Source organism: Quyinboa sediminis (genome assembly GCF_042219855.1).
In the GTDB taxonomy this organism is placed as follows: domain Bacteria; phylum Bacteroidota; class Bacteroidia; order Bacteroidales; family UBA5342; genus JBHJHP01.
In genome coordinates this window covers 168,271-188,939 of the sequence record NZ_JBHJHP010000001.1, presented here as the reverse complement: position 1 = coordinate 188,939, position 20,669 = coordinate 168,271, and the positions used below count along the sequence as shown (strand labels likewise).

Annotated in this window: 20 protein-coding genes; 12 read left to right on the top strand and 8 right to left on the bottom strand. The window is 40.7% G+C overall.

The window, feature by feature from the left end:
• The first annotated feature begins 7 nt into the window (after positions 1-7).
• From ACE1EF_RS00925 to ACE1EF_RS00915, 3 genes are read left to right on the top strand one after another with little or no spacing between them, the layout of a single operon-like run.
• Entirely contained in the window at positions 8-730 is a 723-nt protein-coding gene (locus ACE1EF_RS00925) for an ABC transporter permease (RefSeq protein ID WP_375718719.1), read from the top strand.
• A 13-nt stretch (positions 731-743) separates the two neighbouring features.
• Complete coding sequence (locus ACE1EF_RS00920; protein ID WP_375718718.1) at positions 744-2,258, top strand: GldG family protein; 1,515 nt, start codon at positions 744-746, stop codon at positions 2,256-2,258.
• The gene (locus tag ACE1EF_RS00915; RefSeq protein ID WP_375718717.1) at positions 2,251-3,216 is read left to right on the top strand and encodes a DUF4340 domain-containing protein; all 966 of its coding nucleotides are present in this window, start codon (positions 2,251-2,253) and stop codon (positions 3,214-3,216) included. Before ACE1EF_RS00920 ends, ACE1EF_RS00915 begins: the two co-directional genes overlap by 8 nt.
• A gap of 74 nt (positions 3,217-3,290) precedes the next feature.
• On the opposite strand, the gene omp85 is transcribed toward ACE1EF_RS00915, so the two are convergent.
• Positions 3,291-4,625, bottom strand: a complete 1,335-nt coding sequence (gene omp85, locus ACE1EF_RS00910; protein ID WP_375718716.1) for an Omp85 family outer membrane protein — start codon at positions 4,623-4,625, stop codon at positions 3,291-3,293.
• 203 nt (positions 4,626-4,828) lie between these two features.
• Here omp85 and atpB point away from each other — a divergent pair, with 203 nt between their 5' ends.
• The 8 genes from atpB to ACE1EF_RS00870 all read left to right on the top strand — a co-directional run bounded on the left by atpB (position 4,829) and on the right by ACE1EF_RS00870 (position 11,241).
• Entirely contained in the window at positions 4,829-5,902 is a 1,074-nt protein-coding gene (gene atpB / locus ACE1EF_RS00905) for a F0F1 ATP synthase subunit A (RefSeq protein ID WP_375718715.1), read from the top strand.
• A 33-nt stretch (positions 5,903-5,935) separates the two neighbouring features.
• The gene (gene atpE / locus ACE1EF_RS00900; RefSeq protein ID WP_375718714.1) at positions 5,936-6,145 is read left to right on the top strand and encodes an ATP synthase F0 subunit C; all 210 of its coding nucleotides are present in this window, start codon (positions 5,936-5,938) and stop codon (positions 6,143-6,145) included.
• Between the two features lie 3 nt (positions 6,146-6,148).
• Entirely contained in the window at positions 6,149-6,643 is a 495-nt protein-coding gene (gene atpF, locus ACE1EF_RS00895) for a F0F1 ATP synthase subunit B (RefSeq protein WP_375718713.1), read from the top strand.
• Between the two features lie 2 nt (positions 6,644-6,645).
• The gene (atpH, locus tag ACE1EF_RS00890; RefSeq protein WP_375718712.1) at positions 6,646-7,185 is read left to right on the top strand and encodes an ATP synthase F1 subunit delta; all 540 of its coding nucleotides are present in this window, start codon (positions 6,646-6,648) and stop codon (positions 7,183-7,185) included.
• Between the two features lie 16 nt (positions 7,186-7,201).
• Positions 7,202-8,791 (top strand): F0F1 ATP synthase subunit alpha, encoded by a 1,590-nt coding sequence (gene atpA / locus ACE1EF_RS00885; RefSeq protein WP_375718711.1) that lies wholly within the window; start codon positions 7,202-7,204, stop codon positions 8,789-8,791.
• A 3-nt stretch (positions 8,792-8,794) separates the two neighbouring features.
• Positions 8,795-9,667, top strand: a complete 873-nt coding sequence (gene atpG / locus ACE1EF_RS00880; protein ID WP_375718710.1) for an ATP synthase F1 subunit gamma — start codon at positions 8,795-8,797, stop codon at positions 9,665-9,667.
• A gap of 165 nt (positions 9,668-9,832) precedes the next feature.
• Positions 9,833-10,426 (top strand): ABC transporter ATP-binding protein, encoded by a 594-nt coding sequence (locus ACE1EF_RS00875; protein ID WP_375718709.1) that lies wholly within the window; start codon positions 9,833-9,835, stop codon positions 10,424-10,426.
• Positions 10,423-11,241: an ABC transporter permease gene (locus ACE1EF_RS00870; RefSeq protein WP_375718708.1), complete on the top strand. Its 819-nt coding sequence runs from the start codon at positions 10,423-10,425 to the stop codon at positions 11,239-11,241. Before ACE1EF_RS00875 ends, ACE1EF_RS00870 begins: the two co-directional genes overlap by 4 nt.
• A 403-nt stretch (positions 11,242-11,644) precedes the next feature.
• On the opposite strand, the gene nspC is transcribed toward ACE1EF_RS00870, so the two are convergent.
• From nspC to ACE1EF_RS00840, 6 genes are all read right to left on the bottom strand, one after another.
• Positions 11,645-12,784, bottom strand: a complete 1,140-nt coding sequence (gene nspC / locus ACE1EF_RS00865) for a carboxynorspermidine decarboxylase (protein ID WP_375718707.1) — start codon at positions 12,782-12,784, stop codon at positions 11,645-11,647.
• A 57-nt stretch (positions 12,785-12,841) separates the two neighbouring features.
• Complete coding sequence (locus ACE1EF_RS00860; RefSeq protein WP_375718706.1) at positions 12,842-14,032, bottom strand: saccharopine dehydrogenase family protein; 1,191 nt, start codon at positions 14,030-14,032, stop codon at positions 12,842-12,844.
• 214 nt (positions 14,033-14,246) lie between these two features.
• The gene (locus tag ACE1EF_RS00855; RefSeq protein ID WP_375718705.1) at positions 14,247-15,113 is read right to left on the bottom strand and encodes a glycine betaine ABC transporter substrate-binding protein; all 867 of its coding nucleotides are present in this window, start codon (positions 15,111-15,113) and stop codon (positions 14,247-14,249) included.
• A gap of 10 nt (positions 15,114-15,123) precedes the next feature.
• A complete protein-coding gene (locus ACE1EF_RS00850; RefSeq protein ID WP_375718704.1) occupies positions 15,124-15,939 on the bottom strand; it encodes an ABC transporter permease in 816 nt (271 codons plus the stop codon).
• The gene (locus ACE1EF_RS00845) at positions 15,936-17,162 is read right to left on the bottom strand and encodes a quaternary amine ABC transporter ATP-binding protein (RefSeq protein ID WP_375718703.1); all 1,227 of its coding nucleotides are present in this window, start codon (positions 17,160-17,162) and stop codon (positions 15,936-15,938) included. The genes ACE1EF_RS00850 and ACE1EF_RS00845 overlap by 4 nt, the downstream gene beginning before the upstream one ends.
• 9 nt (positions 17,163-17,171) lie before the next feature.
• On the bottom strand, positions 17,172-18,404 hold the full coding sequence (locus ACE1EF_RS00840; RefSeq protein WP_375718702.1) for a hypothetical protein: 1,233 nt from the start codon (positions 18,402-18,404) through the stop codon (positions 17,172-17,174).
• Positions 18,405-18,774: 370 nt separating this feature from the next.
• Here ACE1EF_RS00840 and rocD point away from each other — a divergent pair, with 370 nt between their 5' ends.
• Positions 18,775-19,983 (top strand): ornithine--oxo-acid transaminase, encoded by a 1,209-nt coding sequence (gene rocD, locus ACE1EF_RS00835; protein WP_375718701.1) that lies wholly within the window; start codon positions 18,775-18,777, stop codon positions 19,981-19,983.
• 173 nt (positions 19,984-20,156) lie between these two features.
• Here rocD and ACE1EF_RS00830 read toward each other — a convergent pair whose 3' ends face one another.
• Positions 20,157-20,669, bottom strand: coding sequence for a hypothetical protein (locus ACE1EF_RS00830; RefSeq protein WP_375718700.1), 513 nt, complete (start codon positions 20,667-20,669; stop codon positions 20,157-20,159).

Genomic DNA, 20,669 nt, shown 5'->3' with positions numbered 1-20,669 from the left:
TTTTGATATGAACAAGATATGGATCATTGCCAAAAGGGAATTGAGATCGTTTTTCGATTCACTCATGGCCTATATTATGATCATACTTTTTTTAGGTTTTACAGGTTTTTTCACCTGGATCAGCGGTTCTGATGTATTTTTTATAAATCAGGCAAGTCTGGGTGCATTTTTTAATATAGCCTACTGGTCACTGTTCTTTTTTATACCAATGCTAACCATGCGTTTGCTGGCAGAAGAACAAAAAACCGGTACCATAGAGTTATTGCTAACCAAAGCAGTCAGTGACTGGCAGGTTGTGGCTGGTAAATTTTTATCTACTTTTTTACTCATTGCCATCACACTTGTGCTCACTATTCCCTACTATATCACTGTAGCCAACCTTGGTCAGGTTGATCACGGAGAGGTATGGAGCGGTTATCTGGGCTTACTGCTTATGTCGGCTTCATATATCAGTATCGGCCTCTTTGCAAGCAGTCTTACCAACAATCAGATAGTTGCCATACTGATTGCACTGGCTATTGGAATTCTGTTTCATATAATTTTTGGTTTTCTCACCCGTGCAACATCCGGCATGACAGCTGAAATTTTTAACTATCTGGATTTAAACACCCATTATGAATCCATTACAAGGGGTGTGATCGACTCCAAGGATATCGTTTATTTCCTTACGATAATATTCGGTGGTCTGATAGCAGCTGAATCCATGCTGGCAAAACGAAGCACTAATTAAAAAGAGAAGCATCATGAATAAAAAAAGTAAAACGATATACGCATTGCTGATCATACTGGGTGTACTCATCCTTATAAACATCCTGGCAAGCCGGTTCTTTGTCCGAATGGACCTGACTGCCGATAAACGCTACACCCTGAGTGATGCCACAAAAACGATATTAAAGGAGATACCGGAACCGATTACAATTACTGCATATTTTTCCGAGGACCTTCCTCCTGAAGTTGGAAAGGTTAGAAAGGAATTTAAAGACATGCTGATTGAATATGTAAACCGCTCCGGTGGGAACATTGCCTACGAATTTAAAAATCCCGGGAAAGATGATGCCACGGAACGTGAAGCCATGCAGAAGGGCATTCAGCCGATTTTAATCCAGCAACGAGAAAAAGACCAGACTGTACAAAAGAAAGCCTACCTTGGAGCTGTAGTATCATACCAGGATCAAACAGAAGTGATACCTGTTATTCAATCGGGCTCAGCAATGGAATACTCACTCTCAACGTCCATCAAAAAGCTTATAGCCACAGATAAACCGGTTATTGGTTTTTTACAGGGACACGGTGAAGCATCCATATCCTCTATGAGTCAGGCAGTAAAACAACTGGATGTTTTATATAAAATTGAACCGGTTAATATGACCGACTCTACGGACCTATCCGTTTACAAAACACTGGTCATGGTTCGCCCGGAAGATTCCATCAAACAAACACAGCTGGATATGCTTGACAACTATCTTGCAAACGGGGGGCATCTCCTTTTAGCATTCGACCGTGTGGAGGGCGATTTTCAATCTGTTATGGGAAAAGCAAAAACAACAGGACTTGAAACCTGGCTGGCCGGCAAAGGGATTCAGGTACCTGCAGAAATGATTACGGATGCTACCTGCGGTAATATTTCCGTTCAGCAGAACAACGGTTTTATGACCTACAGCTCACAAATCAAATTTCCGTATTTCCCCATCGTAAATAAATTTGCGGATAATCCCATCACATCCGGTCTGGAAGCTGTAATATTTCAGTTTGTAAGTCCACTGAATTATAATGGGGATTCGACGGTGAGCTTTACTCCTCTCGTTATGACCGGAAACAAGAGTAACGCCGTTCCCACTCCTGTATACTTTAATATTGAGAAAAAATGGAATGAGAAGGATTTTCCGGAGTCCAATATACCGGTTGGAGGTATTTTTTCTGGAAAACTCGCGGGAAATACAGCCTCCAAAATGGTTGTTTTCACAGATGGAGAATTTCCGATTAATGGCGATGGTCAGCGTCAGAGACAAATCAATGCTGATAATGTAAACCTGCTGGTTAATTCGGTGGACTGGCTCAGCGATGATACAGGTCTGATTGATTTGCGCACAAAAGGCATCACTGCCAGATTACTTGACCAGGTTGAAGACAGCACGAAGTCGTTGCTGAAGTGGCTGAACTTCCTGCTCCCGATTCTGCTTATTGTGATTTATGGTATTTTCAGATCTCAACGTAACCGGATCCGCCGGATAAAAAGAATGGAGGAAGATTATGTTTAGTAAATTTAATCTGAAGCAACTGCTTGGAATTTTTGTGATCCTGCTTATAATTGTTGTAGCGGTTGAAGTTTTTGACAGTAAGGACAAAACAAACAGTTCATTTAACAGTAATATTGTTGCTGTTGATCAGGACAATATCGGATCATTTGTTTTATACACTAAAAATAAGCCGGAAGTCCCGGTCACATTTACAAAAAATGATGATCGATGGAATTTTGAAAGCGAAGGGATTACCTACAATGTGGCACCGGATGCCATAAACGCTATTTTGAATCAGATCAGCACGGTTAAAGCCGAACGTATCGTAGCAAACAGCAAAGATAAATGGAATGAATACAAAGTATCAGATTCCCTGGCAACCCGCATCATTATTAATGACACGAATGGTAAGGAACTGGCTGATCTCTATATCGGTAAGTTCAGTTATAGCCAACCGAAAAATCAGGGACAGAACCAATACCGGCAACAGCAGGGAACAATGACCTCCTTTGTAAGATCAGGAAATAACAGGGAAATTTATGCTGTGGACGGTTATTTATCCATGTTGTTTGACCGTGATATTAAATTCATGCGCGATCCTGTAGTAATTAAGGGAAATATGAATGAGTGGAACAAAATAACGGTAACAGCTCCGATGGATAGCTCATTCACACTTGAAAAACAAGGGAATTTATGGTTGATGAACGGCCAGGAAGCAGATTCTGCCTCCGTAGCAACTTATCTCAATTCACTTCAACATTTAAATTCGCGCAACTTCTATGATAATGCCGTGGTTACACAACCAACCTACAGCATGACCATCGAAGGCGATGGGTTGACTCATCCTATAGAAATTAAAGGCTATACAGCAGACTCAAAACATATCATCAGCTCATCAGAAAATAAAAACACATACTTTGAATCCGGCACGGATAAACTGTTTCATAAATTGTTTCAGTCCAGACCGGAAATTAAATGATTAAAAAAGGCTGCCCTATGGCAGCCTTTTTTCTGTTTTTATATTTAATCAGCGAAGTGCTTAGCTACAATATTTTAAAACAGGTAATCAAGCCCAATATATAAGCCGGTATTTCCATCCTGCTTGTTTACGGCCTTACCAAAATCCACAGCAATCACAAAGTTCTGGTTCATTGCTATTCGTAATCCAAGACCGTAACTCACGTGTAATGATTCAGCCCCAAAATCGAAGTATCCCTGAGGCAATGGCATACTCCATGTATCAAAATTACGTTTCACGTCTACTTTCTGTACTACCTGACCAAAATCGGTAAAGGCATTCAGTCCGATGTAAAACTTCTGGTTGATCCAGTTGAAATGGACCGGCTTCCATCGCAATTCCACGTTACCATAAACAAATCCATCACCAATAACCCTGGCACGCTGTATGCCACGTAATGTTTTACTTCCTCCGAGACCTACCTGATCTTTCATTTTGGATGTTTCTATCTGCGGTTGGTAGTAAAACGGAACTTTACCCGAGAGTGTTCCCTGGTAACTTAGGCGGTAAGCCAGTGACAGATCACGTTCAATAAGCGTAAAATATTGCCGGTGGGTGATATTAAACTTGACAAAACCGGATTCAGCACCCAAAAATTTTGGCGCTCCGAAGATGAAGGCTTCCGTCCAGATTCCATGCATCGGATTCGGTTCATTATCCCGTGTATCATACACCAGTCCTGCCTTTAATAATGGAATAAAACCACCATTTTTCTCATTACTTCCAATTATACCCCAATTCACATACTGATCGTACAAGGTAGCAGTATCAGGAAGTAAATTTGTTGATTTCCCTCTGTTCAGCCGGTCTATATCCACCGTCGATATTGTATATTGTTGCAGGTTAAAACCAACAAGTCCCAGTAACTTTTCCCCGGCCAGCGGAAACTGAAAATCTGTTTTAAACCGGAATGTATTATTCTGCATTTTGTAGAACATCCTGGTTTTATAATCCGGGCTCTGGTCATCAATCCACGACTGATTATATAAGGCCTCATAGCCATTAAACCCAAAGAAATTAAATGCCATATCAGGAAGATAGGCAAGATCGGAGGTAACCCTCATCCCCGGAATTAAGTATTCAGAATCGTACGACAATCTGTAAATCCCACTCCCCTTTGTATAACGGGAAACTTCGAGGTAAATATTATGCAGATAGTCCGGATATGTTGTTCCATCACCATAGTTAAAGAAATTGACCAGACCGCCGTACTGAAACCCAAGATCAGTATTATACGTTACTGCGGGAAGAGCGCCAAAATTCCATCCGGTTTTCACCCTGGAATCTGATTTTTTTTCATCCTGAGCATTCAGAGTTAAAAAACTCATTGACAATGCAATAAACAGAAAACAAAGTAGACCTTTTCTCATTTTGTTAAAATTTTTAGCATTTCAAAGATAATTAATTTAACAAAATGACAATATCGTTGTTTTAAATGACAAAAGTATAATCTGTAATTAAACCAGGTATAATCAGGGAGAATTGCATTACTGAAAAATTTATGTTTTTAATTTTTTATTAACTGAATTTTTTAGCACTTTTGCTCAGTCAATTTTTAGAAACTTTTATAGCATTGAACAGATTTAAAGTCACTTTTATCATCTTATTTTCACTGCTTTTCGGAAGCGTGATATATGCCTCTGATCAGGAAGAATTTTCTATTGGCGATGAGGAAGTTGAATTTAATGTCAATGAGCTGATCATGCATCACATCAAAGACGCTCACAGCTGGCATATTCTTTCCTACAAAGATAAGAAAGGTGTTGAACACGATGTTGCAATACCTTTACCTGTAATCCTTCTTTATAATGGCCATCTGGATATTTTTATGTCCTCCGCATTTCATCACGGTGAAGAAGAAGTAATTAAAGGTGACAGAACATATGTGTTACATCATGAAACTATATATGTTTTACATGGTGGGCGTGCCGATCATGGAGAACTGGATGAAAAGCCACTCGATTTTTCTATCACCAGAAATGTGGCTGCCATACTGATCAGTTCCCTGTTGCTGTTATGGATTTTTATTTCTGTAGCACGGTTTTACAAGAAAAATCCAAACACTGCCCCCAGAGGTCTTGCAGGATTTATGGAACCTGTCATTCTGTTTGTACGCGATGAAATCGTATTACCCAATATGGGTAAAAAGGATGCAGATAAATATATCGTCTATCTGTTAACCGTTTTCTTTTTTATCCTTATAAACAATTTGTTGGGATTAATCCCCATCTTCCCGGGAGCATCAAATGTTACGGGAAACATTGCTGTAACCATGACATTGGCACTGTTTACGTTAATCATCACCAATATAAATGGTTCGAAGGATTACTGGAAACATATATTTGCGACACCTGATGTGCCGGTATTTGTTTTACCGATCCTGATTATTGTTGAAGTTATAGGTATATTTACAAAGCCTTTTGCCCTGATGGTTCGTTTATTTGCGAATATCACAGCAGGACATATCATTATTTTAAGTTTAATATCGATAATATTTATTTTCAGGTCCGCAGGATTTGCATCGGTATCTGTTCCGTTTGGCTTATTTATGAGCCTTCTGGAAATTCTGGTTGCATTTTTACAGGCCTTTATTTTTACAATGCTATCCGCATTGTTCATAGGAATGGCAGTACAAAAACATCATTAATATAAATAACGTATAAAATTTAAATTTTTTATTATGGACGGAATTAGTTTAGCAGCAATTGGAGCCGGACTGGCAGCGATAGGAGCCGGTTATGGAATTGGTAAAATTGGTTCTTCCGCAATGGAAGGTATTGCACGCCAGCCGGAAGCCAGTGGTAAAATCCAGACAGCGATGATTATTTCTGCGGCCCTGATCGAAGGTGTTGCCTTATTTGCTGTAGTTGTAGCTCTATTGAACTCATAAACCATGGATCTGATAACACCTGGCATAGGGTTAATTTTTTGGACTACCATTGTATTCCTTCTGTTGATGACACTTCTTGGGAAGTTCGCATGGAAGCCTATTCTGAAAGCAGTTCATCTGCGTGAAGCCAATATAAACGACAGTTTAAAGGCAGCAGAGCAGGCTCGTATCGAACTCGCATCGCTGGAACAGGATAAGGAAATGATTGTACGTGATGCAAAAAGTGAAAAACTCAGACTCATCGATGAGGGCAAAGCAACCCAGGTAGAAATAATCAGAGAAGCTAAGGTAAAAGCAAAACAAGAAGCAGAAAAAATTGTTGAATCAGCGAAAAAAGATTTTGAAGCTGAAAAACAAAAGGCTGTGGAAAGCCTGAAACAGCAACTTGCAGTCATCTCTATTGATATGGCATCAAAAATTCTGGAATCAGAAATTGATACCACAAAGAAACATGAAGAGATTATCAACAAGATGCTGGATAAAGCTAATTTTAATTAAGCATGGATAACAGCAGAGTAAGAGTACGGTATTGTAAAGCCCTGAGGGAACTGGCCGCCGAAAAAAAACTGGAAGACCAGGTTCTGGAAGATATGAAGCAACTGCTTCGTGTAATTCAGGAATCCGAAGACTTTAAAAAGTTTCTGAAAAATACCACCCTTACCCCTTCCAAGAAAAAAACCGTTATTCATGCACTCTTTAAAGGCAAACTGAACGCTTTAACACTTAGTTTTCTCGACCTTGTCTTCGATTATGAAAGGGAAAGCATGTTACTGAACATCGTGTACCATTATATCGAATCGGTAAGGTTGGCCAAGGGAATTCATAAAGCTACTGTTACTACAGCAATTGAAACAGATCCGGCCTTTAAGAAAAAACTATATCAGAAACTGGAAAAGAGCATGGGATCCAAACTGGAATTCGAAGAGAAAATCAACCCCGAACTTATAGGAGGTTTTATTCTCCGTGTGGATGATCTTCAGCTGGATGCCAGTATTCGGGGTAAATTAGCAAAAATTAAAAAGTCGCTGATCAACAGCTGATAAAAATTGTGCAGAAATGGCAGAAATCAGACCATCAGAAATATCTGAATTACTAAAAAAGCAACTGGAAGGATTCACGAATGAATCGGATCTGGAAGAAGTCGGTACCGTATTAGAGGTCGGTGATGGAATTGCCCGTATTTACGGGTTAAACAACGCCGGGGCAAATGAACTCGTTGATTTTGGCTCCATGATGGGTATTGTACTGAACCTTGAATCCGACAATGTAGGTGTTGTACTTCTTGGTTCGGCCGAACATGTTAAGGAAGGTGACACTGTAAAAAGAACAGGTAAAATTGCCTCCATCAATGTTACAGAATCCATGTTGGGTCGTGTGGTCAATCCTTTGGGTGAACCTATTGACGGTAAAGGTGCCCTTGATGGTCCTTTTTATAATCTTCCACTGGAACGTAAAGCACCGGGCGTTATTTTTCGCCAACCGGTAATAGAACCTTTGCAGACAGGAATAAAAGCTGTAGATGCTATGACACCTATAGGCCGTGGTCAGCGGGAGCTTATTATTGGTGACCGTCAGACCGGTAAGACAGCTGTAGCCATCGATACCATTATCAACCAGAAAGAGTTTTATCAGAAAGGTAATCCGGTTTACTGTATATATGTAGCTGTAGGACAGAAAGGTTCTACTGTAGCCAATATTGCCAAAACACTGGAAGAAAACGGAGCACTTGATTATACCGTTATTGTTTCTGCAACCGCATCAGATTCTGCTGCACTACAATACTATGCACCTTTTGCCGGTGCAACAATTGGCGAATTTTTCAGGGATACCGGACGGAGTGCACTGGTTATCTATGATGATCTATCAAAACAGGCGGTTTCATACCGTGAAGTCTCCCTCCTGCTCCGTCGCCCACCGGGACGTGAAGCCTATCCGGGTGACGTGTTTTATCTGCATTCCAGACTTCTGGAGCGCGCCGCAAAAATCATTGATTCCGATGACATTGCCAGGCAGATGAATGACCTGCCTGAAGCCTTAAAGCCATTAGTTAAAGGCGGTGGATCACTGACAGCACTTCCTATTATTGAAACTCAGGCCGGCGACGTATCCGGTTATATTCCGACTAACGTGATTTCAATCACGGATGGTCAGATTTTCCTGGAGGCCGACCTTTTCAATGCAGGTATCCGTCCTGCCATTAATGTTGGTATCTCAGTGTCAAGGGTTGGTGGTAATGCACAGATCAAACCAATGAAGAAGATCGCCGGTACACTGAAAATTGATCAGGCTCAGTACCGGGAGCTGGAAGCTTTTGCAAAATTCGGTTCAGACCTTGACCCGGCAACCATGCGTATTCTGGATAAAGGTGCCAAAAACGTTGAAATTCTGAAACAGCTTCAGTATCACCCACTCCGCATTGAGCAGCAGGTAGCGATTATTTATTGTGGTGTAAATGCCTTGCTTAAAGATGTTCCGGTAAAAGATATCAAAGCACTTGAAGCCGATTTTCTGGATACAATGGAAAGGGAACATAAAGACATTCTCGACCGTATTGCAGGTGGTGAATGGCCTTCAGAAAAGGACAATGATATTGTTAAAACCATAGAAACTGTTGCACAGGAAGTTGCACAGGGCTATAAAAAATAATTCATGGCTGGTTTAAAGGAGATACGGGGAAGGATAAACACGGTTAAAACAACCATGCAGGTGACCAGTGCCATGAAAATGGTATCTGCCGCCAAACTGAAAAAAGCACAGAATGTTTTGCTTAGCTCCCGTCCCTACGCAAACAAACTAGAAGAGATTCTGGCACATCTTTTAAGCGATGAAGAAACCAGAACAAAATTCCCGTATCTCGTTCATGAACCAAAGTCAGATAATATACTTATGGTTGTTATAACCTCAAACAGAGGTTTATGCGGTGCATTTAACTCGGGATTGGTAAAGGCAAGCCTTGAACACGTCCGGACAGAATTTGCAGGCAGCCATACAGATTTTATTTCTATTGGAAAGCAAGGTTCAAAATTACTTAAAACCAGAGGCATAAAAGCAGTGTCATCTCACGATGAGCTTTTTGAAGAACTGTCATTTGAATCGTTAAAAGTTTTATCAGAGACGATGACGGCTGATTTTCTCAGTGGCAAGTACGATCAGATTATTTTTGCTTACACCAAATTTGTAACTGCAGGTCGTCTGGATGTAACCTTTGAAAACTTTTTACCGGTTGAACCGGAAGAGATAAACGGGGATAAACTTAACCACGATTATATCTACGAGCCCAACAAAGAAAACATCCTCTACGATATTATACCCAAAGCGTTACAAATGCATGCCTATATGGTATTGCTGAACTCGTTTACTTCAGAACATGCGGCTAGAATGCAGGCCATGCAACAGGCTACCGATAACGCACAAACCTTACTACGTGATCTTACATTAACTTACAACAAGGCACGTCAGGCTTCCATCACCAACGAAATACTCGAAATTACCGGTGGTGCCGAAGCGCTGAAGCATTCGTAAGTGAGAATCAAGATACAAGAACCAGGACACAAGATTCAATTACGAATTCACTGTTCATTTTTCATTGTCAGCTATTCATTTTTCATCCGTTCCGCTGTAACTTCATATATTTTTTAGGTATCTTACCAATAAATTTAATTCTTTTATACCCAAACAGATATTTGGATGATTGAATGCAAAAACATAAATGTACAGTTTGACGGGAAACCAGTCTTAAACGATCTATCCTTCCAAACCGGGCAAAACGAACATTTGTGCATCAGTGGTATTTCAGGTAAAGGAAAGTCAACACTGTTGAAACTTCTACAGGGATATGTTATCCCAGATTCAGGTACAATAATTATTAATGGTATATCTCTGGAAGCATCCAATATCAAACAAATCAGAAACCTGATTACATGGATACCTCAAAATATAAATATGCCGGTTGATAATGGGTTTGAGCTGGTTAAAATGATGGGAGAAGAGGAACGGCGCACCAGTATTTTAGATTTTATGCATCAGCTTGGTCTTGAACCTGAAATGCTGGATAAAGATTTCAACAAAATAAGCATCGGACAAAAGCAACGCGTAGTGATTGCCATTTGTTTTGCACTGGGCAAACCGATTATCCTTATGGATGAACCAACGGCAGCATTAGATGAAACATCTATACAACAGCTGATCGATACAGTCAACAAACTTAAGGACACAACTGTAGTTTCAGCCTCGCATCATCCTTTATGGATCAAATCCGCAGATAAAACCTATGCCTTATGAAATCAGCGATGGACATCAATATATTTCGCTTACTTGCCGGATTCCTGATCCTGATTCTCCCTATTGCATTTCTGCTCTATTACCGGATCAAACTGGTAAAAAGCACTCTGATTGCCGCTTTAAGAATGGTTATACAACTTTCGCTTGTGGCGGTATATCTGGAATGGGTTTTCGATAAAAACAGCGCCTGGTTAAATTCACTATGGGTGTTTATTATGATATTTGTTGGCGTTTTCACCACCATAAAAAGGGCGTCACTGAACTGGAAACGATTTGTTGTCCCCTTATTCATTTCGGCACTTACCTCCCTCATAATTATTGATACGTTTTTCCTGGGTTTTGTAATTAAACTGGATTACGTGTTTGATGCCCAGTATTTTATTCCTATAACCGGCATGGTGATTGGGAACGCCTTACGCCACAATATTGTTGGTTTACGAACCTATTTTAAAGAACTTTCAGAAAAAGCCGGTTTATATCAGTTCCTGCTAACCAATACAGGTAATATTCAGCTCTCCCTTCGTCCGTTTGTAGCTGAAGCTGTTAAACAGGCTTTGAATCCATTGGTTGCGACCATGTCCGTTATCGGATTAATATCTTTACCAGGTATGATGACCGGTCAGATTCTTGGAGGAAGCTCTCCTGCGGTAGCGATAAAATACCAAATCATGATTATGCTGGCTATTTTTACCGGCTGCTCCATCAACCTGTTTTTAGGTATAATGTTTTCCAAACGTTTTGTATTTGATGAGTACAATAATCTGAAATCGGATGAAGTTTTTTCAAAACGTTCATCGAAAAATCATTCAGACTAAAACAGATTATCAATGTGTTAAGAATATAGCAACCCTGTTTAACACCTCCTTTTGCAACAAGGCTCATCAGCATATATTTGTGATTCACCCCAGTCTATAGTATTTCACCGTCAAATTCAAGATAACCCTCTCTCTCATTTCGCTTCACTACATGACAAAGAGGGACTGTATAGACCAGCAAATATGATTCAAGTGCATCCCAACGAAAATCGCTTTTCTGATCACCCTCCCTGGGCACGATCGAAGAGCGTGTTTAGGGAGAGCAGTAAATCCAAAGCTTGCAGATTTGAAATCAACCAGGGCGGGTCAAATAACCAGCCTTCTAAAAATATAAGTTAACTGACCACTCGTTACACACGAATGGCAGCAAGCATCTTACAACGCCTTGCAAACTGAGGTATAACTATGATAAACGGGATTTAAAATCCTGGTAGTTGAACGTCCGGATCAGTTCAAAGTTATCGTTGTTGTGAATAATGCCAATGGATGGATGTGGTACACCGTTAAACATGGTTGTTTTAACCATCGTATAATGAATCATGTCCTCAAAAATCAGGGTATCCCCTATCGTTAATGGTTTATCAAATGACCAGTCGCCCATGAAATCGCCGGCAAGGCAGCTGTTTCCTCCAATTCTGTAAGTTGGCTTGCCTTTTACCGGTTCATGATACGCACCGCGAATTTTGGGTTTATAGGGCATTTCGAGGCAATCCGGCATATGGCAGGTAAAAGAGGCATCAATAATGGCGGTTTTGATACCTTTGTTTTCAACGATATCCTCAACTGTGGTTTTCAAAAAACCGGTTTCCCAGGCAAAAGCACTGCCCGGTTCCATAATAACTTTCAAACCTGTACGGGCGTTAAAATCCTTCAGGGTTTCTATCAGGTGATTGGTATCATAATCCTTATGAGACACCAGATGTCCTCCTCCCATGTTGATCCATTTGATTTGGCCAAACAAATGACCGAATCGCATCTCCAACGCATTCAGTGTGTTTTTAAGATCAAATGAATTGGATTCACAAAGCGCATGAAAATGCAGGCCTTCTATTTCATCCGGTAAACCATTCTTTAACTGATCTGCTGTAACACCAAGCCGCGAACCTGGAGAACAGGGATTATAAAGCGCTGTTTCCACCTCAGAATATTCAGGGTTTACACGCAGTCCACAGGATATTTTGTGATCGGCAGAGTTAACCTTTGGCATAAAACGTTTAGCCTGTTCCACAGAATTAAATGTGATGTGACTGCTGTATTCAAGAATTTTATCCATATCCTTTTCGGAATAAACCGGTGAGTAGGTGTGCGCCAATGATTTCATCTCCTCAAAGCAGAGCTGCGCTTCAAACACGGAACTGGCTGTAGCACCTTTTACATATTCCCTGACAATTGGAAAAGCGCTCCACATAGAAAAAGCCTTGAATGCCAGGATAAACTCCACATCTGCAGCTTTGGAAATGTCCGCAATCAATTGCAGGTTTTTCCTGAATCTGGTTTCTTCAAGTACAAAACACGGTGAAGGAATGGAAGAATAGTCAGCCATAATAAAGGATATAAGAAAAAATCAGTGGTGTTTAGGGCACCACTGATTAATTATATTTTAAAGTTCTAAATCAACATCGTGCAACTCATGCCAGGGCAATCCCTGTTTATTAAGTTGATCCATAAACGGATCGGGATCAAATTCCTCAACATTGAATACGCCCGGTTTTTTCCATTTACCCTGCAGGAACATCATAGCTCCTATCATGGCAGGTACGCCGGTTGTATAGCTTACTCCCTGTGCGCCGGTTTCTTCGTAAGCGGCCTGGTGGCTACAGTTATTATATACATAATAGGTCTTTTCATTTCCACCTTTCAAACCTTTTATCCTACAGCCAATAGATGTTTCACCGGTATAGTTTTCTCCCAGTTCACCCGGATCAGGAAGAACCGCTTTTAAAAACTCCAAAGGAACAATATCTATCCCTTTAAATTTAATGGGTTCAATACCGGCCATGCCAATATTCTGAATTACACGTAAATGTGTCAGATATTCCTGTCCAAAAGTCATCCAGAACCTAGCCTGTTTTATGGTAGGAAAATTTTTTACGAGCGATTCCAGTTCTTCATGATAGATGAGATAAGACTCCTTAGGTCCGATATTGGGATAATTTACCGGCTGGTGAATTTCATGAGGCTCTGTCAATACCCACTTTCCGTCTTTCCAGAATTTTCCTTTCTGGGTTACTTCACGAATATTGATTTCCGGATTAAAGTTGGTGGCAAAAGCCTTACCATGATCACCTGCATTGCAATCCACAATATCCAGATATTCAATGGTATCGAAATGATGTTTGGCAGCATATGCTGTAAAAATACTGGTAACTCCCGGATCAAATCCGCAGCCCAGAATGGCTGTCAGACCTTTTTCCTTAAATTTATCCTGATATGCCCATTGCCATGAATACTCAAATTTTGCTTCATCCTTGGGTTCATAGTTGGCTGTATCAAGATAGTTAACACCTGCTTCAAGACATGCATCCATAATTGGAAGATCCTGGTATGGCAAAGCCACATTAATAACCAGATCCGGCTTGAAATTATTCATCAGGTTTACCAGTTCGCCTACATTGTCAGCGTCCACCTGAGCAGTTTTAAATGTACCACCGCATGCCTCGTTAATAGCATCACATTTAGAAACGGTTCGTGAAGCGAGCATTACCTCCGTAAATACTTCAGGATTCTGAGCAACCTTGTGAGCCACTACAGTTCCTACTCCACCTGCACCAATAATTAATACTTTACCCATTTTTAAATTTAAGATGTTGTTTTTGTGATTATTACACCAATTTACCTGTAAGTTATTTTACAAGTGCAAATATTAAAAATAAAAATTTACTTTTTCCACCCCATATCTCAGTTTTTTAGAGATAAAAAGGCATTTACCAATACACAGCTGTCTACATATATTTCAAAAAACAGGTATATCCGCAAATGCCTAATATGGAAAATATCAAATGCTCTTAATTAGCCTTGAACCAACCATCCACTAGTTCTTTGTGGTCGTGATACCAGGCTTTGGCAGCTTCTACCTCTTTGCCTGGATTTTCTTCCATGGCAACCATTAATGTACCCAGATTTGCATCGTTCATTTTGAAGTTACTGAAAAAAGTAGCCAACTCAGGATGCTTCGCAGACCATCCCTTTGTTGCATAAATAGAAATGGTCTCTGCCTGTCCGTAAACACCTTTAGGATCATCCAGAAATTTAAGATCCCACTTAGCAAATTTTGTGTGAGGTTTCCAACCTGTAACGGCAATCCATTCCTTTTTATCGTATGCCTTTTTCAATGATGCCAGCATACCTGCTTCTGATGAAGCGACAAGTTCAAAATCAAGGTTATAATCATTAATTGCTTTCTCCGTTGTTTTCATGATACCAGCTCCGGGATTAATACCGATAATTTTACCGTCGAATTTTCCTTTGTTGGCATTTAACTCGTCAATCGAGTTTATGGTAACATATGTTGGCACAACCAATCCAACTTTACCTTCTTCATATATGGTACCGACTTTTTCCAGTTTATCACCGAATTTCTCCATATAAGGTTTATGGGTTGAAGGCAGCCAAACCTCCATAAAAAGGTCAGCATCCCCTTTTGCAACAGCGGCAAACACAGGTGCTACATCAGCTGTTATCACTTCAACGTCATACCCTTTCTCCTCGAGTACAGCTTCTGCCAGGTGGGTATCTGCGATACATTCAATCCAGTTTACCATGGCAATTTTAACTTTTCCTTTTGATTCGCTGGCGGAATCCTTCTTCTTGTTTCCGCACGAAAAGAGCATCAAAGATGCTACAAAAACACTGATAATCTTAAACGTTTTCATAATTTTCAATTTATTTCTGTTTTCCAAAATTTTGTGTAATTCTATCCAGGATGATGGCCAGGAGCACCACGGCAAGACCACTTTCAAATCCAAGACCTATTCTTAGCTGGCTGATTCCCTGTAATACAATCTCACCAAGACCTTTGGCTCCGATCATACTGGCAATTACAACCATTGACAGGGCCATCATTATCGTTTGATTAACACCTGCCAGTATGGTTGGCATTGCCAATGGCAACTGAACCTTAAACATCAGCTGTCCCGATGTGGCTCCAAAAGCCCTTGTTGCTTCCACGATGTCACCCGGAACCTGTTTTATACCGAGCGAGGTCAGTCTTACAACCGGAGGCATTGCAAATATGATGGTTGCAAATGCTCCGGGTACGGTTCCCAGGCCAAAAAACAATACAGCGGGTATTAGATATACAAATGCCGGCATGGTCTGCATAAAGTCCAGAATCGGCCGTATAATACTGTTTGCGGTATTACTTTTTGCACTCCATATTCCCAGGGGAATCCCTATAACCAATGCAACAATGGCAGATGCCAGCACCAGAGAGAATGTCTCCATCGTCTCATCCCAGAATCCCATATAGTAAATAAGAAGAAAGCCCAGCAATGTTAAAGCGCCTGTTCCCTTATTCACTTTCCAGAATGCATATCCTGCAAACAGGATGATGGTCACCCAGAAAGGCACCCATAACCAAAACGACTCTATACCGCTGATGATGGAGGACATTCCGGAATTAATACCGTCAAAAAGTCCCGAGAAGTTTTCCGTCATCCAGTTAATTACTTTTTCTATGTAGTCTCCTATATGAATCATAAGTCAATTGCGTTTTGAATGATTTCCTCTATTTCCTTTTTATCCTTACCGGTTACTTCAACCAGAATTGAAGTGTGGGTCACCACACCAAGCAGATGATTCTCTGTATCCACCACAGGAATGGAGTGGACCGACTCTGTAACCAGAGGCAGCATATCCTCTACTGTTGCATCCTCATATACTGATGGCACATCCGCATTCACAACCGATTCAATCGTTTTTAAACCCTCTTTTTTACATTTGAGTGCATCCTTTATGGTCACAACACCAACAAATGTTCTGTTTGTTCTGACCACCGGAATAGATTCCAGGCCTTTGTCACGCATCTTTTTAATAACAACCTCAGGACCATCCCTGCGTAGACTGGCAACCGTTGGTTTACGGAACATAACAGATCCTGCCGTGATAATTTTACCGCGATCCACATTTTCAACGAAATCACGCACATAGTCGTTTGCCGGATCAGTCAGAATCTCTTCAGATGTACCTACCTGAACAATTTCTCCATCCTTCATAATGGCAATCCGGTCTCCCAGTTTAATTGCTTCATCAAGGTCGTGTGTAATGAAAATGATGGTCTTTTTCATTTTCTCCTGCAGAATAAGCAGCTCATCCTGCATCTGAGCTCTGATCAGGGGATCCAGTGCAGAAAACGCCTCATCCATTAAAAGAACCTCCGGATCATTGGCAAGGCCTCTTGCAAGGCCTACGCGCTGTTGCATACCACCCGATAATTCACTGACCTTCATGTCTTCATAACCTTCAAGGCCAACAAGTTTAATCGTCTCCAAAGCTTTGTTATTGCGTTCCTGCTTATCTACTCCCTGTAATTCAAGTCCGAAAGCCACATTACTTAACACTGTACGATGCGGCAGTAAACCAAAATGTTGAAACACCATGGCAAATTCCTTCCTGCGAATATCAAGCAGTTCCTTATCTGTAAAGCGTGTGATGTTATCATCGTTTACCCAGATATTTCCTGCTGTAGGATTAATAAGGCGGTTTATGCAACGTAGTAGTGTTGATTTACCACTCCCCGATAAGCCCATGATCACAAATACCTCTGCTTCCTTGATTTCAAGATTAGCATTTTTTACGGCCATTGTACAGCCTGTTTTTTCAAGGATTTCCGGTTTCGAAGCGCCCTTTTTCAGCAAAGCCAAGGCTTCTTTTTTACGTTTACCGAAAATCAGTGAAAGATCTTCTATTTTTACTTTTATCATTTTAACAGATTAAAAATAATATCCAATATTAATGTTGAAACGAAGTTCCCAATCAAGCTTATCCATTGGTACAGGTGTTCCCTGTATCGCCGGATCACTGCTATAGTATTTTGATGCAGGGTCGTCGCTGTAGGTCTGGCCCTCACCAAATCCGGTTCCGAAGTTTGAGGTCAGCCATGGTTGGTTTTTTCCAAGGGCAAAATCCACATAGGTATAAATATTTCCGGCTGTAACCAGAAAACCAGGTATCAGGTGATGTGCATCAGTAAAATTTTCATTTGCCTTATCCACGAAGGTATAATCCACGTACGCCTGAATATTGCTTATTGGACCAAATTCAACCGGGATTGAATATGCCAGGCCTGCAACATACATACTGGCTTTGGTCGCCACCTGATACGGAAAGCCATATGCACCCATGGTAATTGTTTCCAGCTCTGAACCATCATCAGCAAAAGCGTTATAGTTATAGTTAATGTATTCGCCCTTAAAATTGAAACCACCTGCATTGGCTACAACATGAGCTGCAAATGCAGTAGACATTTTGCGTTTATTCAAAACACTGTTGTATATACCGCCTGTCTGACCTGAGACGCCTATTTCAAGCCCATCGGTAAGATGATATGCAGCCCTCAGGTTAAACTGATCCAGTTCACGGTTTGATGATCCTTCGGAAGGCACAAAATCATATGAATATCTTCCGGCTCCTGAGTTACCAAATGTTACATCACCACCATAAACCGGCCCTTCCGGTTCTGACTGGCGAAAATAGCCAACGGTGAGATCCAGATTTTCAATACCGGAAATATCAAATTTCACACCCATATCATAATCATCTTCAAGACCTACATAATATGGTGCCTGAAACCACCAGGAGTGAGACGCATAGGTTGTAATACCAAACGGGACCTGGGTGACACCCAGCTGCATGTACACATCATCAGAAAAACCGTAACCCAGCCATCCCTGCTTAAGAAAATGGGTTCCGAAGGTTGGATAAAAGCGGTATTCAAAATTCAGATCCACGCCTGCTGTTCTGGCCTTTACGTTTAATCTCCAGGTATCAATAGTTGCTTCTGGTTGTGTCTGATTTGACACCCAGCTTTTACTGAAAATGTTAAACCGCAAGGCTCCTCCAAACTTGACATAGTTTTCTTTTTCTTCCTGCGCTCTTGCTGAACTGAACGCCGTAAATACAATTAAAAAAATTAAAAAATAAGTTCTACCAGTAGAATTTTGCATAATGTATATATTAAATTAAAAGTGAATTGATCCGTTGAAAATTGGGTCAATGGAATGCATACCGGATCGCAGATTTGTATCTACAAACCAGATTTACACTAGAAAATAAATTCATGGTATCCACCTGCCAGCGAATGCAGCAGCATGATCTTCACAGTATTTTGTCTCTCAGCCTGTCCGATATCACAAAACGTTTTTCAAAGACTACAAAGGTACAAATTGTATAACTAGTATGCAAAGTTCTTTTCTTCCCTTCCATTAAGCGTCTCCGGGCAAATGTAAAAAGGGATATTTCACACTGAGAAGAGTATGATTATTGTCATGCAGATTGTGTGTACAAAATGATAATTTGACCGGAAAATAAGATACTATGAATACAAAGTTTTATATCGATCGCGAAGATACTTATGGCGCACATAACTACCACCCGCTACCGGTGGTGTTGGAGAGAGGCGAAGGCGTCTACGTCTGGGATGTGGAAGGCAAACGGTATTTTGATTTTCTGTCTGCTTATTCCGCAGTGAACCAGGGCCACTGTCATCCTAAAATCGTAAATGCACTGATTGAACAGTCAAAAAAACTGGCCTTAACTTCCAGGGCATTTTATAATAATGTACTGGGTGAGTTTGAAGAATATGTTACAAAACTGTTTGGTTATGACAAGGTACTTCCTATGAATTCGGGAGCGGAAGCCGATGAAACGGCCTTAAAGCTATGCAGGAAATGGGCGTACAATGTAAAGAATATTCCGGAAAATGAAGCTGTAATCGTTGTTTGTGAAGGTAATTTTCATGGCCGGACGATCACCATAATTTCCATGTCTACCGATCCTGATTCCTATAAAGGATTCGGACCTTATACACCAGGATTCAAGGTAGTTAAATACAATGATATTAACGCACTTAAAGAAGCATTATCACAACCTAATGTAGCTGGCTTTCTGGTTGAACCTATTCAGGGTGAAGCAGGTGTGTATGTTCCTGATGAAGGCTATCTTAAAACCGCTTACGAGCTTTGCAAAGCCAATAATGTACTCTTTATTGCCGACGAAGTTCAGACAGGTCTTGCCCGTACCGGCAAGATGCTTGCCTGCGATCATGAAGGTGTAAGGCCGGATATTCTTATCCTGGGCAAAGCACTGTCCGGTGGTACTTATCCGGTATCGTGTGTACTGGCTGATGACGACATCATGCTGACCATCAAACCCGGGGAACATGGTTCAACCTATGGCGGTAACCCGGTTGCTGCAAAAGTTGCAATCGCCGCGCTCGAAGTTATTCAGAACGAAAAGCTGGCAGAAAATGCAGATAAACTCGGTGCATATTTCAGAGCAGAACTGAAAAAGATTGATTCTCCGATGATTGAACTGGTAAGAGGAAAAGGTTTGCTTAATGCTATCGTAATCAAACCAACAAACGGTAAAACAGCCTGGGACGTTTGTCTGGCTCTGAAAGAAAACGGACTGATTGCCAAACCAACACATGAGCACATCATACGTTTTGCTCCACCGCTGATAATAACCAAAGATCAGATTGACGAAGCAGTTACGGTCATTAAAAACACATTGGAACAAATGTAATTCAGACGGTTGTCCGGATAGCATGTATATAGTAGCGGATATCCATAATTATCCGGACAACCGATTTTTATTTTTAAGACATAAGATGTAAGAATCAAGACTTAAGAATAAAGAGAAAATTATCCGAACAGGTAACTTCCTCCGCGGAATAAGCAGTCTTTAAACAGTGAGCTTTACAGCAGCAGGTTTCGTTCTATCGGAACAATTTTGGAATGTGCAGATATAGCATAAGTTTCAGGATCAAGACCACGAAGATTCACAATTCTGATTCGGTTTCCGGGATTAATGGCATAATCCTCACTGTTTCGCAGGGCAGCATTCACAGAGATCTTGTTCCAGAAGTTAAGAAAGTCCTTACCAAAAAGATTATAATTTACCTGAAGTTGTTGTACTACCTGTAAAAGTTTGGTATATCCTAAACCGGATGCATCAAGCACATCAAATTCGTTTGGATCCACATTCTGATGAAGAATATCCGTCAGCTTAACGGCATCAAAAGGCTTGTTGTATATTTCAGGCACTATTATTCCGCTGTAGAACTGAGTTCTTGCACTTTCAGCATGCTTAAGCTCAGTCTGTTTTACATCCCTGATGATTTTATCCGGCATGTAAGTGATTATACCGTTTTTAATAAGTTCTTTTCCTGTAAATATTATATGTGAAACGATGCGATGTTCCAGATCCAT

Coding starts and splice junctions, on each gene's coding strand:
- ACE1EF_RS00925 (WP_375718719.1), top strand. CDS start 8: ATGAACAAGATATGGATCATTGCCAAAAGGGAATTGAGATCGTTTTTC.
- ACE1EF_RS00920 (WP_375718718.1), top strand. CDS start 744: ATGAATAAAAAAAGTAAAACGATATACGCATTGCTGATCATACTGGGT.
- ACE1EF_RS00915 (WP_375718717.1), top strand. CDS start 2,251: ATGTTTAGTAAATTTAATCTGAAGCAACTGCTTGGAATTTTTGTGATC.
- omp85 (WP_375718716.1), bottom strand. CDS start 4,625: ATGAGAAAAGGTCTACTTTGTTTTCTGTTTATTGCATTGTCAATGAGT.
- atpE (WP_375718714.1), top strand. CDS start 5,936: ATGGACGGAATTAGTTTAGCAGCAATTGGAGCCGGACTGGCAGCGATA.
- atpF (WP_375718713.1), top strand. CDS start 6,149: ATGGATCTGATAACACCTGGCATAGGGTTAATTTTTTGGACTACCATT.
- atpH (WP_375718712.1), top strand. CDS start 6,646: ATGGATAACAGCAGAGTAAGAGTACGGTATTGTAAAGCCCTGAGGGAA.
- atpA (WP_375718711.1), top strand. CDS start 7,202: ATGGCAGAAATCAGACCATCAGAAATATCTGAATTACTAAAAAAGCAA.
- atpG (WP_375718710.1), top strand. CDS start 8,795: ATGGCTGGTTTAAAGGAGATACGGGGAAGGATAAACACGGTTAAAACA.
- ACE1EF_RS00875 (WP_375718709.1), top strand. CDS start 9,833: ATGATTGAATGCAAAAACATAAATGTACAGTTTGACGGGAAACCAGTC.
- ACE1EF_RS00870 (WP_375718708.1), top strand. CDS start 10,423: ATGAAATCAGCGATGGACATCAATATATTTCGCTTACTTGCCGGATTC.
- nspC (WP_375718707.1), bottom strand. CDS start 12,784: ATGGCTGACTATTCTTCCATTCCTTCACCGTGTTTTGTACTTGAAGAA.
- ACE1EF_RS00860 (WP_375718706.1), bottom strand. CDS start 14,032: ATGGGTAAAGTATTAATTATTGGTGCAGGTGGAGTAGGAACTGTAGTG.
- ACE1EF_RS00855 (WP_375718705.1), bottom strand. CDS start 15,113: ATGAAAACGTTTAAGATTATCAGTGTTTTTGTAGCATCTTTGATGCTC.
- ACE1EF_RS00850 (WP_375718704.1), bottom strand. CDS start 15,939: ATGATTCATATAGGAGACTACATAGAAAAAGTAATTAACTGGATGACG.
- ACE1EF_RS00845 (WP_375718703.1), bottom strand. CDS start 17,162: ATGATAAAAGTAAAAATAGAAGATCTTTCACTGATTTTCGGTAAACGT.
- ACE1EF_RS00840 (WP_375718702.1), bottom strand. CDS start 18,404: ATGCAAAATTCTACTGGTAGAACTTATTTTTTAATTTTTTTAATTGTA.
- rocD (WP_375718701.1), top strand. CDS start 18,775: ATGAATACAAAGTTTTATATCGATCGCGAAGATACTTATGGCGCACAT.
- ACE1EF_RS00830 (WP_375718700.1), bottom strand. CDS start 20,669: ATGGATCTGGAACATCGCATCGTTTCACATATAATATTTACAGGAAAA.